The following is a 12,512-nucleotide window of genomic DNA, read 5'->3' as shown; positions in this document are numbered from 1 at the left end:
CCATCACCTCCAGCATATTCCAGCCCTTTGACGTCGGAGGATATTGCATGGAACAGCTCCGTTCAGAACTCGCGTTGGTGCTTGGTGAAAGCATCAGTCGTCTCGAAACCATTAGCGAGCAGGCGCACACGCGGCTGTATGCGCTTTACGATAACGCCGGTAAACCGATGCCGCTGGTGGCAAAGTATTTTCGTCATCAGGGACGCGCTGCGCTGGAAGCTAAAAAACTGACCATGCTCGGCCATGATGGCTTGATCGCCGTGCCTGCCGTGTTTGGTCTGGTGCTCAGCCAGCAAAAGCCGGTACATGAAATGTTGCTGATGGCACGCTTTAACGGTGTTTCTGCGGAAGCTCCGGCCCGCAGCGCAGCGCGCTGGGAACAGCTGTGCGAACAGATCGTCGAAGGCGTGCTGGCGTGGCATCGTATTGACAGCCATGGCTTAGTCGGCAGCGTGGACAGCGTGCAGGAGAATAACTGGCCCGCATGGTATCGCCAGCGAGTGGATGTGTTGTGGTCAACGCTGGGTTATTTGTCACCGCCGTTTTTTACACTGGAAGATCGTCAGATTCTGTTTCGCAGCCGTCAGCTATTACCGCGTCTGTTCAACGGATTTGACGATCCCTGCGTATTGATGCACGGCAACCTGCGCTTAGCCAGTATGTTAAAAGATGCGCACAGCGATCAGCTTATTGCCATGATGCAGCCGGGCAACATTCTCTGGGCACCGCGCGAATACGATCTGATGCGCCTGGCGGATAGCGGCGCAGAAGCGTCACTGCTGCAGCACTATCTGCAGCGCGCGCCCGTGGCGGAAGGTTTTCTCTGGCGGCGCTGGTTGTATCAGCTGTGGGATTGCGTCGACACGTTGGTCAGCAGCGGACAGTTTGACCGTCCGCGCTTCGATCACGCCCGCGCGCAATTACTCCCCTGGCTGGGTTGAGGTGAGATCGTCACCGCGCAGCTTCTGCCAGGTTTGTCCCAGCGTTTCATAGATCGCACGCTCACTGTGTGCCAGCCACAGCGGTGACGGAATAGCGCGTTCCCACCAGTTTAGCGGCGAGGTCACTGCCAACTGATTTGCCGGTGCGGCCAGCGGATTCATGCCGGCACTTTGAAAGAAATGCATGGCACGCGGCAGATGGTTGGCGGAAGTCACCAGTAAGAACGGGTGTTCACCAATCGTCTGTTTCACCGCGCGTGCTTCACCAATCGTATCCCTTGGTTGATCCAACTGAATAATCGCTGCTGATGGCACGCCCAGACTTTCCGCCACTTCGGCCGCCACGCTGGCGCTGCTGCGTGGGTTTTCGCCGGCTGCTGCGCCAGTAAAGATCATTTTGGCCTGCGGATAGCGACGCCACTGACGCACGCCTTCGGCCACGCGCGGCAGACTGTTATTAATCAAGTTGGAACTCGGTGCCCAATTCGGATTGAAGGTATAGCCGCCGCCGAGCACCACGATATAATCGACCGGCTCGTTACCGTTCCAGGTGGGATAATGATTTTCCAGCGGTGACAGCAGGCGATCGGCAACCGGCTGCAGGCTCAAAATCAGCAGCAGCAGCCAGCTACAAGAGATGAGGATTTTGCCGCTTTTTTGCCAGCGGCTGAACCAGAGCAGCAAAAGTCCTGCCGCCATCAGTAATAACAGCAGCGGCAAGGGAAGCAACATCCCGCCAATGACTTTTTTAAAAGCGAAAAACATCGAATATGGCCTCTTTTGTCCAAAAAAACAGCTGCCAGACGGTTACTGCGGCATGAAAGGTTCATTCTTGTTGAGCCTGTGACAAAATAGCACAAGTTGAATGCAGCAAAGCGGAGCCATCATCATGCAGGATCGTAACTTTGACGATCTGGCGGACAAATTCTCACAGAACATTTATGGCACGCGCAAAGGGCAAGTGCGCCAGGCGATTGTCTGGGACGAACTGGAAGCTCTGTTACCGACATTGCCTGCCGGATCCTTGAAGGTGCTGGATGCCGGCGGCGGCGTGGGACAAGTCTCAAGCGGCCTGGCGGCGCGCGGTCATCAGGTTGTGCTGTGCGATCTCTCTGCTGAGATGCTGAAGCTGGCGGAAGCCCATGCGCTTGCCGCGGGTGTGAGCCACAACATGCAATTCAAACAAATTAGCGTCCAGCAGGTGGGCGAACATTTGGATACGCAGGTTGATCTGATATTGTTTCACGCGGTGTTGGAATGGGTCGCGCATCCGGAAGAGGTGCTGCAGGCGCTGTGGCACACGCTCAAGCCCGGTGGCGTGCTGTCGTTGATGTTTTACAACGCGCACGGCTTAACCTTCCGCACCCTGACGCTTGGCAACTTCGGCTATATGCGCGCCAATATGAGCAAACGTAAAAAGCGCACGCTGTCGCCCGATTTCCCGCGCGATCCGGATGATGTGACGCGTTGGCTGACAAACTGCGGATTTGAAATTGAACGGCGTGCGGGTATTCGCGTCTTCTGTGATTACATGAAGCCGCAGCCCGGCGCAGGGAAGAGCGTTGAGGAAATCATTGAGATGGAACGGCGTTTCTGTCGCCAGGAGCCCTTTTTAAGCTTAGGGCGCTATATCCACGTGACCGCGCGCAAACCCAGCCAGAAGGATCAACTATGAGCGAATTTTCCCAGACGGTCCCCGAATTGGTGGCATGGGCGCGCAAGAACGACTTTTCGCTTGCGCTGCCGGTAGAACGTCTGGCCTTTTTGCTGGCCATCGCCACCTTAAACGGTGAGCGCATGGACGGCGAGATGAGTGAAGGCGAGCTGATTGACGCGTTTCGTCACGTTAGCAAAGCATTCGAACAAACCCACGAAACTGTGCAGGTCCGTGCCAATAACGCCATCAATGACATGGTGCGTCAGCGCTTGCTGAACCGCTTTACCAGCGAGCTGACGGAAGGGCACGCCATCTATCGCCTGACGCCACTCGCCATCGGCATTACCGACTATTACATCCGCCAGCGCGAGTTCTCCACGCTGCGCCTGTCGATGCAGCTGTCGATTGTGGCGCAGGAGTTGAAACGTGCCGCAGATGCCGCCGAAGAGGACGGTGATGAATTCCACTGGCATCGTAACGTGTTTGCGCCGCTGAAATATTCGGTGGCGGAAATCTTCGATAGCATCGACATGACGCAGCGTCTGATGGATGAGCAGCAGCAAGCGGTGAAAACCGATATTGCCGATCTGCTTAACAAAGACTGGCGCGCGGCGATTTCCAGCTGTGAAATGTTGCTGTCGGAAACGTCCGGTACGCTGCGTGAACTGCAGGATACGCTGGAGGCGGCCGGCGATAAGCTGCAGGCCAACCTGCTGCGCATCCAGGATGCGACGCTGAGCAGCCCGGATCTGGGCTTTGTCGATAAGCTGGTGTTTGACCTGCAAAACAAGCTCGATCGCATCATCAGCTGGGGCCAGCAGGCTATCGATCTGTGGATCGGCTACGACCGCCATGTACACAAGTTTATTCGTACCGCCATCGACATGGATAAGAACCGCGTGTTTGCTCAGCGTTTACGCCTGTCGGTGCAAAACTATTTCGATCAGCCGTGGGCGCTGACCTACGCCAATGCCGATCGTCTTTACGATATGCGCGATGAAGAGATGACGCTGCGTAATGACGAGGTGATGGGCGAGCTGCCGCCGGAAATGGAATACGAAGAGTTTAATGAGATTCGCGAGCAGCTGGCCGCGATGATCGAAGAGGCGCTGCAGATTTATAAGCAGGAGCAGAAGCCGCTCCATCTGGCCACGGTGATGCGCGACTATCTGTCGCAGTATCCGCGCGCGCGCCACTTTGATCTGGCGCGTATCGTCATCGATCAAGCGGTGCGACTCGGCGTGGCCGAAGCTGATTTAGCCGGTCTGCCTGCGCAATGGCAGGCCATTAATGATTACGGAGCCAAGGTGCAGGCACATGTCATCGACAAATATTGAACAAGTGATGCCAGTCAAACTGGCATTGGCTCTGGCAAACCCGATTTTCCCGGCGCTCGATAGCCAGTTACGCGCGGGTCGCCACGTTGGCATTGAAGAGCTGGATAATCACGCCTTCCTGATGGATTACCAGGAATATCTCGAAGAGTTTTACGCGCGCTACAACGTTGAGCTGATCCGCGCGCCGGAAGGCTTCTTCTATCTGCGTCCGCGTTCAACCACTTTGATTCCACGCTCGGTGTTGTCCGAGCTGGATATGATGGTGGGCAAAATTCTTTGCTATCTCTATCTCAGCCCGGAACGTCTGGCGAATGAGGGGATTTTTACCCAGCAAGAGCTGTACGACGAACTGCTGTCGCTGGCCGATGAGAGCAAGCTGCTCAAGCTGGTCAATCAGCGTTCTACCGGTTCCGATCTTGATCGCGCCAAGCTGCAGGAAAAAATGCGTGCGTCGCTGAGCCGCCTGCGCCGTCTCGGCATGGTGTGGTTTATGGGCAACGACAGCAGCAAATTCCGCATCACCGAATCAGTGTTCCGCTTTGGCGCCGACGTGCGCAGCGGTGACGATGCGCGTGAAGCGCAGCTGCGCCTGATACGTGACGGTGAAGCGATGACGCTGGAAAGTGCGCCGGCTGCGGCTGAGAACGATGAAGCAGATAACGATATTGACGCTGAGAGCGACGCGAGTGATAACGCGGAGGATGAACAAGCATGATTGAACGCGGTAAATTTCGTTCGCTAACGCTGATCAACTGGAACGGCTTCTTTGCCCGTACTTTTGATCTTGATGAACTGGTCACCACGCTTTCGGGCGGTAACGGTGCGGGTAAATCCACCACCATGGCCGCCTTCGTGACGGCGATGATCCCAGACTTAACCTTGCTGCACTTCCGTAACACAACCGAAGCCGGTGCAACTTCCGGTTCGCGTGATAAAGGTTTGCACGGCAAGCTACGCGCCGGCGTCTGCTATTCGGTGCTGGATGTGGTCAACTCACGCCATCAGCGCGTGATTGTTGGTGTACGTCTGCAGCAGGTGGCGGGACGCGATAAAAAGGTCGATATCAAACCATTCAGTATTCACGGCTTGCCGAGCGATTCACAGGCTACGGATATGCTGACCGAAATCCTTAATAACCGCCAGGCGCGCGTGTTGCCGCTGACGGAAGTAAAGGAGCGCGTGGAAGCACAGGAAGGCGTGCAGTTCAAACAGTACAACTCGGTCACCGATTACCATGCGGTGCTGTTCGAGCTCGGAGTGGTGCCGCGTCGTCTGCGTAACGCTAGCGATCGCAGTAAGTTTTATCGCCTGATTGAAGCTTCGCTGTACGGCGGTATCTCCAGCGCTATCACCCGTTCACTGCGCGATTACCTGCTGCCAGAAAATGGCGGCGTGCGTAAAGCCTTCCAGGATATGGAAGCTGCACTGCGGGAAAACCGTATGACGCTGGAAGCGATTCGCGTCACCCAATCCGATCGCGACCTGTTTAAGCATCTGATCTCGGAAGCCACCAACTACGTTTCCGCCGACTACATGCGCCACGCCAACGAGCGTCGTATTCACCTCGACGGTGCGCTGCAGCTGCGTAATGAGCTGTTTACCAGCCGCAACCAGCTGATTTCCGAACAGTATCGCCACATTGAAATGGCGCGCGAGTTGTCCGAGCACAGCGGTGCTGAGAGCGATCTGGAAAGCGATTATCAGGGCGCTAGCGACCACCTGAATCTGGTGCAAACCGCCATGCGCCAGCAGGAAAAAATCGAGCGTTACGATGCCGATCTGGAAGAGCTGACCTATCGCCTCGAAGAGCAGAACGAAGTGGTTGCCGAAGCGCGCGAAGTGCAGGAAGAGAATGAAGCACGCGCCGAAGCGGCTGAAGTGGAAGTCGATGAGCTAAAAAGCCAACTCGCCGATTTCCAGCAGGCTCTCGACGTGCAACAGACGCGGGCAATCCAGTATCAGCAAGCCTTGCAGGCGTTGGAAAAGGCGCGTACGCAGTGTCAGCTGCCTGATTTAACTATCGATAACGCGGCCGAATGGCAGGAAACCTTCCAGGCGCGTGAAGAAGAAGCCACCGAGCGCCTGCTGCGTCTGGAACAGAAACTGAGCGTCGCCGAAGCGGCACACAGCCAGTTTGAGCAAGCGTTAGCGTTAGTTACCAGCATCGCCGGTGACGTCAGTCGTCAGGATGCGTGGCAAGTGGGGCGCGAATTACTGCGCGACGCTGGCAATCAGCGCCACCAGGCCGAACAGCTTTCCTCGCTGCGTCTGCGCCTCAATGAATTAGAAACCCGTCTGCGTGAGCAGCATGATGCTGAGCGTTTGCTGGCGGATTTCTGCAAACGTCAGGGCCAGCAATACGATGCGGATGCGCTGGACGGCTTGCAGCGTGAACTCGAAGCGCAGATTGAGCAACTGAATAGCAGCGTTGCCGATGCCGGTGAACGCCGCATGTTGATGCGTCAGGAGCTGGAGCAGCTGCGTGAACGCATCACTGCGCTGACCGCGCGTGCGCCACACTGGCTGGCGGCGCAGGAAATCCTGACGCAGCTGAGCGAGCAAACCGGTCAGGAGCTGAGCAGCAGCCAGCAAATCACCGAATTTATGCAGCAACTGCTGGAGCGCGAGCGTGAAACCACGGTTGAGCGCGACGAGCTGGCCGCGCGTAAGCGCGAAGTTGAACAGCAGATTGAACGTCTGAGCCAACCTGGCGGTGCGGAAGATGCGCGCCTGACGCAGCTGGCGGAACGTTTTGGCGGCGTGCTGCTGTCGGAAATTTATGATGACGTTACGCTGGATGACGCACCGTACTTCTCGGCGCTATACGGTCCATCGCGCCACGCCATCGTAGTGCCAGATCTGTCGCTGGTGCGCGACCTGCTCGACGGTTTAGACGAGTGCCCGGAAGATCTCTATCTGATTGAAGGCGATCCGCAAGCCTTTGACGACAGCGTATTTAGCGTCGAAGAGCTGGAAAAAGCGGTGGTGGTGAAAGTGGCTGAGCGTCAGTGGCGCTACTCCCGCTTTCCGAAAGTGCCGCTGTTTGGTCGCGCGGCGCGTGAAAACCAGCTTGAGTTGCTGAACAACGAACGTGAACAGCTGGCTGAGCGTTATGCCACGTTGTCGTTTGATGTACAGAAAACCCAGCGTCTGCATCAATCCTTCAGCCGCTTCATCGGTAGCCATTTAGCGGTGGCGTTTGATGAAGATCCGGAAGCGCAGATTCGTCAGCTTAACAGCCGTCGTGGCGAGCTGGAGCGGGCGCTGGCGCAGCATGAAAATGACAATCAGCAGCAGCGCGCGCAGTTTGAACAGGCAAAAGAGGGCGTCAGCCAGCTGAACCGCCTGTTGCCGCGCGTAAATCTGCTGCTCGACGACACGCTTGGCGATCGCTGTGAGGAGATTCGTGAGCGCGTTGAAGAAGCACAGGAAGCCGCGCGCTTCCTGCATCAGCACGGCAGCAAACTCAGCAAGCTGGAGCCGCTGATTGCGGTTCTGCAAAGCGATCCGCAGCAGCACGATCAGCTGCAGCGCGACTATCAGCAGGCACAGCAGCAGCAGCGTGATGCGCGTCAGCAAGCCTTTGCGCTGACCGAAGTGGTGCAGCGCCGCGCGCACTTCAGCTATGAAAGTTCGGCTGGCATGTTGGGTGGCAACAGCGATCTCAACGAGCAGTTGCGTCAGCGTCTGGAGCAGGCGGAAGGCGAGCGCAGCCGCGCACGCGAACGTCTGCGTGGGCATCAGGCGCAGCTGACGCAGTATTCGCAGGTGCTGGCATCGCTAAAAAGTTCATACGATGCCAAACGCGACATGCTGAAAGAGTTGCAGCAAGAGATGCAGGATATCGGCGTGCATGCCGATGCCAGTGCAGAAGAGCGGGCGCGCATTCGTCGTGATGAGCTGTATAGCGCGCTAAGCCACAACCGTGCGCGTCGCAACCAGCTGGAAAAACAGATCACCTTCTGTGAAGCCGAAATGGACAGCCTGCAGAAAAAACTGCGCAAGCTGGAACGCGATTATCATCAGATTCGGGAGCAGGTGGTCAGCGCGAAAGCGGGCTGGTGCACGGTATTGCGTCTGGTGAAAGAGAATGGCGTTGAGCGTCGTCTGCATCGTCGCGAGCTGGCCTATCTCAGCGGCGATGAGCTGCGTTCGATGTCGGATAAGGCGCTGGGTGCGCTGCGTCTGGCGGTGGCGGATAACGAACATCTGCGCGATGTGCTGCGTATGTCTGAAGATCCGAAACGTCCGGAACGTAAGATTCAGTTCTTTATCGCGGTGTATCAGCATCTGCGCGAACGTATTCGCCAGGACATCATTCGTACCGACGATCCGGTTGAAGCCATCGAGCAGATGGAGATTGAGCTGAATCGTCTGACCGAAGAGCTGACGGCGCGTGAACAGACGCTGGCAATCAGCTCACGCAGTGCGGCGAACATCATTCGTAAAACCATCCAGCGCGAGCAAAACCGTATTCGCCAGCTGAACCAGGGGTTGCAGGCGGTAAGCTTTGGTCAGGTGCGCAGCGTGCGCCTCAACGTGAACGTGCGTGAAGCGCACTCAACGCTGCTGGATACGCTGTCGGAAGAGCATGAACAGCATCAGGATCTGTTTACCAGCAACCGATTAACCTTCTCGGAAGCGCTGGCGAAACTTTATCAGCGCCTGAATCCGCAGATCGATATGGGCCAGCGCACGCCGCAAACCATCGGCGAAGAGCTGCTCGACTACCGCAACTATCTTGAGATGGAAGTGGAAGTGAACCGTGGTACTGACGGCTGGCTGCGTGCAGAAAGTGGCGCGCTCTCTACCGGTGAAGCGATCGGTACCGGGATGTCGATTCTGGTGATGGTGGTACAGAGCTGGGAAGAGGAATCACGTCGTCTGCGTGGCAAAGATATTTCGCCGTGTCGTCTGCTGTTCCTCGATGAAGCGGCACGTCTTGATGCGCGTTCGATCGCCACACTGTTTGAGCTGTGCGAACGTCTGGAGATGCAGCTGATCATCGCGGCGCCAGAGAACATCAGCCCGGAAAAAGGCACCACCTACAAACTGGTGCGTAAAATGTTCAATAACACCGAACATGTGCATGTGGTTGGGCTGCGCGGCTTCTCGGCAGATCCTGCACCGAGCAAGGATCAAAGTCCTAAGGTCGGTCTTGAATATGAGAATTCATAGCGCTTAATCTGGTTAAAAAACAGCACTACGTTTAATCTGTATGCGGCATCTGCACTGAGAGGCAGATGCCGTTTTTTATTCGTATACTCAACATTATGAGTATGGCTGTACATGGCGATCACAGGGCGCTATGTCATTGGTGAGAAGGGGGCAGGGATGTTGCTAAACAATAAGAGCAAAATGAGTCGTGCTGCAGTAGCACTCGGTTTGTCACTGGTACTATCGCCGCTGGCTGTGAGCCATGCGGCCATCACCTCCACGCTACCCAATTCAACGCACCACAGTTCGATGTCGGTTGCTGCCAGCCAGCAGCAGATTCAGCAGGCGTTCAGCGCCACTGAACAACCTTTCTACCTGCCCGGTTTAGCCGGCATTTATGCGTCGCGCGATATGGCTCCGCTGTGGCAAGACCCGCAAGCGGTACAGGCTTTTCAGCAGCAATTGGCGGAAGTGGCGCTCTCTGGCGTGCAGCCGCAATTCACCCGCTGGGTTGAGCGTCTGACCAATCCGAACATCAAAGGCCTGGCGCGCGACATCGTGCTCAGTGATGCGATGCTTGGCTATCTGCAGTTTGTTGCCAATGTGCCGACACAGGGCGAAACCTGGCTCTACAGCAATGTGCCTTACAAGCTGACCATGCCATCTCTGGCGGCCATCAATCAGTGGCAAAATGCGGTGAACGGCGGCGGCAGCCGGACTTTTGTGGTCTCGTTGCAACCGCAGCATCCGCAATATGCGCCAATGCATAATGCGCTGAAAACGCTACTCACCGATGATCGCCCGTGGCCACAGCTGCGTGATACCGTTACGCTACGCCCAGGGCAGATCAGTAATGATGTGCCTGCGCTGCGTGAGATTCTGCAACGCACCGGCATGTTGACCGCCAGCCATAGTACTACGCCAACGCCGGCGGAAGACGCGGTGCCAACTGCGCCGGTTCCGGTGAGCCAAAGCAATCAGCCGGTGGCGGTGAGCCCGTCTGCGGCAAACTTTGATGATATTGATGCGGCTCCGGCACTCGCTGCGACGCCTGAAGTGGCCAATAATGTGGCTGCTAATCCGACGGCAACCGGACCCAACGTCTATGACGCTGCGCTGGTGGAGGGCGTTAAACGCTTCCAGCACTGGCAGGGATTGGCCGATGACGGCGCGATTGGTCCACGTACCCGTGAATGGCTGAATGTGCCGCCGCAGATGCGTGCTTCGCTGCTGGCGCTCAACATACAGCGCCTGCGTCTGCTTCCGGATGATATGCATAACGGCATCATGGTGAACATCCCAAACTATTCGCTGACTTACTACAACAACGGCGCCACCATTTTGTCATCACGCGTGATTGTGGGTCGTCCTGACCGCAAAACGCCGCTGATGCGTAGCGCGCTGAATAATGTGGTGCTCAATCCACCGTGGAACGTGCCAACCACGCTGGTGCGCCAGGATATTGTGCCGAAGGTGAAACAGGATCCGACTTATCTGTACAAGCACGGTTATACGCTGTTGTCGGGCTGGAGTGCGGATGCGGAAGTGATCGATCCTTCGATGATTGACTGGCGTATGGTGTCGGCCGCGAGCTTCCCGTATCGCATTCGACAGGCGCCGGGCGCAACCAACTCACTGGGTCGCTACAAATTCAACATGCCGAGTTCGGATGCGATTTATCTGCACGATACGCCGAACCATAACCTGTTCCAGCGCGATATTCGTGCGCTCAGTTCGGGCTGTGTGCGCGTGAATAAAGCCTCAGAACTGGCCGATCTGCTGTTGCAGGATGTGGGCTGGAACGACGGCCGTATCTCAGACACCTTGAAAGAGGGAAATACCCGTTACGTGCCGATTCGCCATCGTATTCCTGTGAACCTTTACTATTTAACCGCATGGGTCGCAGATGACGGCCAGCCGCAATATCGTACAGATATTTACAATTATGATAATCCCGCCCGTTCCGGTAGTCAGGTACTGCATAAAGCCGGTCAGTTGTTACTCTAGTAATTGATTTGGCTGTTTTCTCTTCACATGAATTTAACCAAGACCAGTCTCGAAAATTTGATTTTGAGCTGGTTTTGGTCTTCTGCAACATATTCTGGGTTGACTGAGTCTTAGGCGGACGTTAATGTTCGGCCTTGTGTACTTTTCGCACATATTTTATCCGCTTTAGATTAGGTAACCTCGCTTCATGGCTAATATTGATTCTCAACGTCGTCGATTACTCTTGATTGGAGGCGCAGCAGCAGGATTATCACTGCTTCCTGGCTCCGCTCTGGCTTCGCTTTCCACCGCCCGCCCACGAGTATTGACGCTTAGTAACCTTCACACCGGTGAAACCCTTAAAACAGAGTTTTTTAACGGTAAGCGTTATGACAAGGATGAGTTAGCCCGCTTAAATCACTTCTTCCGTGATTACCGCGCCAATCAGGTGAAGACCATCGATCCCCATCTTTTTGACCAGCTTTACCGCCTGCAAACATTGCTGGATACGCGCAAGCCGGTGCAGTTGATCTCGGGTTACCGCACCTTAGCCACCAACACCATGCTGCGTGAATCGGGCCCGGGCGTGGCGAAAAAAAGCTATCACACTAAAGGACAAGCGATGGATTTCCACATTGAGGGAATTTCGTTGAGCAATGTTCGCAAAGCGGCGTTATCTATGCGCGCCGGTGGTGTAGGATATTACCCGCGCAGCAACTTCGTACACATAGATACCGGGCCCGCAAGGCACTGGTCCTGATACCGGCAGCGCTGCGTGTGTCGGTCATGGAGCGCTATGAACTACCAAATTATTCCGGTTACGGCTTTTTCCCAAAACTGTTCAGTTATATGGGATGACGAAACTCAACAAGCCGCACTGGTCGATCCCGGCGGCGATGCGGAAACCATCAAAGCCGTACTGGCAGAGCGTGGTCTAACGCCGTCGCAGATCCTGCTCACGCATGGACATCTTGATCACGTTGGTGCCGCTGCCGAGCTAGCGGCACATTATCAGGTGCCCATTGTCGGTCCGCATCCGCTCGATGCTTTCTGGCTAGATAATCTGCCCACACAAAGCCGTATGTTCGGTTTGCCCGAGTGTGCGCCGCTCACGCCCGATCGCTGGCTGGAAGAGGGTGAAACTGTGCAGGTTGGCAATGTCACGCTGGAAGTGCTGCTTTGTCCGGGCCATACGCCGGGACATATCGTGTTCTTTGATCGGGCTGGGCGTCTTCTGATTTCGGGAGATGTGATTTTCAACGGTGGCGTTGGACGCACCGATTTCCCACAGGGCAGCCACAGCGACCTGATCGATGCGATTAGAACCAAGCTGTTGCCGCTAGGCGATGATGTGACTTTCGTGCCTGGGCACGGTCCTATCTCGACGCTAGGCCGCGAACGCATCAGCAATCCGTTCCTGCAAGAATAAAATAT

General features: G+C 55.9%; 9 protein-coding genes. 8 read left to right on the top strand and 1 reads right to left on the bottom strand.

Features of this window, described 5'->3' with window-relative positions; translation table 11 throughout:
* Positions 1 to 47 precede the first annotated feature (47 nt).
* Positions 48 to 941 (top strand): YcbJ family phosphotransferase, encoded by an 894-nt coding sequence (locus tag IB226_RS07850; protein WP_101760952.1) that lies wholly within the window; start codon positions 48 to 50, stop codon positions 939 to 941.
* Here IB226_RS07850 and elyC read toward each other — a convergent pair.
* On the bottom strand, positions 921 to 1,706 hold the full coding sequence (elyC, locus tag IB226_RS07845; RefSeq protein WP_192234407.1) for an envelope biogenesis factor ElyC: 786 nt from the start codon (positions 1,704 to 1,706) through the stop codon (positions 921 to 923). The two genes, IB226_RS07850 and elyC, sit on opposite strands and share 21 nt — an antisense overlap.
* A gap of 124 nt (positions 1,707 to 1,830) precedes the next feature.
* Here elyC and cmoM point away from each other — a divergent pair, with 124 nt between their 5' ends.
* From cmoM to IB226_RS07810, 7 genes are all read left to right on the top strand, one after another.
* The gene (gene cmoM, locus IB226_RS07840) at positions 1,831 to 2,616 is read left to right on the top strand and encodes a tRNA uridine 5-oxyacetic acid(34) methyltransferase CmoM (RefSeq protein ID WP_192234405.1); all 786 of its coding nucleotides are present in this window, start codon (positions 1,831 to 1,833) and stop codon (positions 2,614 to 2,616) included.
* The gene (gene mukF, locus IB226_RS07835) at positions 2,613 to 3,935 is read left to right on the top strand and encodes a chromosome partition protein MukF (protein WP_007887410.1); all 1,323 of its coding nucleotides are present in this window, start codon (positions 2,613 to 2,615) and stop codon (positions 3,933 to 3,935) included. The genes cmoM and mukF overlap by 4 nt, the downstream gene beginning before the upstream one ends.
* Entirely contained in the window at positions 3,916 to 4,650 is a 735-nt protein-coding gene (gene mukE / locus IB226_RS07830) for a chromosome partition protein MukE (protein ID WP_192234403.1), read from the top strand. Before mukF ends, mukE begins: the two co-directional genes overlap by 20 nt.
* On the top strand, positions 4,647 to 9,113 hold the full coding sequence (mukB, locus tag IB226_RS07825; RefSeq protein ID WP_192234401.1) for a chromosome partition protein MukB: 4,467 nt from the start codon (positions 4,647 to 4,649) through the stop codon (positions 9,111 to 9,113). Before mukE ends, mukB begins: the two co-directional genes overlap by 4 nt.
* A gap of 156 nt (positions 9,114 to 9,269) precedes the next feature.
* Entirely contained in the window at positions 9,270 to 11,099 is a 1,830-nt protein-coding gene (ldtD, locus tag IB226_RS07820; RefSeq protein ID WP_101760947.1) for a L,D-transpeptidase, read from the top strand.
* A gap of 187 nt (positions 11,100 to 11,286) precedes the next feature.
* Complete coding sequence (locus tag IB226_RS07815) at positions 11,287 to 11,838, top strand: YcbK family protein (protein ID WP_101760946.1); 552 nt, start codon at positions 11,287 to 11,289, stop codon at positions 11,836 to 11,838.
* A gap of 36 nt (positions 11,839 to 11,874) precedes the next feature.
* Positions 11,875 to 12,507, top strand: coding sequence for an MBL fold metallo-hydrolase (locus IB226_RS07810; protein WP_192234399.1), 633 nt, complete (start codon positions 11,875 to 11,877; stop codon positions 12,505 to 12,507).
* Positions 12,508 to 12,512 lie beyond the last annotated feature (5 nt).

It is taken from the genome of Pantoea sp. PNT03, assembly GCF_014852515.1.
Taxonomy (GTDB): Bacteria; Pseudomonadota; Gammaproteobacteria; order Enterobacterales; family Enterobacteriaceae; genus Pantoea; species Pantoea leporis.
This window is presented reverse-complemented; position numbering and strand designations above follow the sequence as displayed.

Excerpts from the sequence above, each read along its gene's own strand:
- IB226_RS07850 (WP_101760952.1), top strand. The coding sequence starts at position 48 with ATGGAACAGCTCCGTTCAGAACTCGCGTTGGTGCTTGGTGAAAGCATC.
- elyC (WP_192234407.1), bottom strand. The coding sequence starts at position 1,706 with ATGTTTTTCGCTTTTAAAAAAGTCATTGGCGGGATGTTGCTTCCCTTG.
- cmoM (WP_192234405.1), top strand. The coding sequence starts at position 1,831 with ATGCAGGATCGTAACTTTGACGATCTGGCGGACAAATTCTCACAGAAC.
- mukF (WP_007887410.1), top strand. The coding sequence starts at position 2,613 with ATGAGCGAATTTTCCCAGACGGTCCCCGAATTGGTGGCATGGGCGCGC.
- mukE (WP_192234403.1), top strand. The coding sequence starts at position 3,916 with ATGTCATCGACAAATATTGAACAAGTGATGCCAGTCAAACTGGCATTG.
- mukB (WP_192234401.1), top strand. The coding sequence starts at position 4,647 with ATGATTGAACGCGGTAAATTTCGTTCGCTAACGCTGATCAACTGGAAC.
- ldtD (WP_101760947.1), top strand. The coding sequence starts at position 9,270 with ATGTTGCTAAACAATAAGAGCAAAATGAGTCGTGCTGCAGTAGCACTC.
- IB226_RS07815 (WP_101760946.1), top strand. The coding sequence starts at position 11,287 with ATGGCTAATATTGATTCTCAACGTCGTCGATTACTCTTGATTGGAGGC.
- IB226_RS07810 (WP_192234399.1), top strand. The coding sequence starts at position 11,875 with ATGAACTACCAAATTATTCCGGTTACGGCTTTTTCCCAAAACTGTTCA.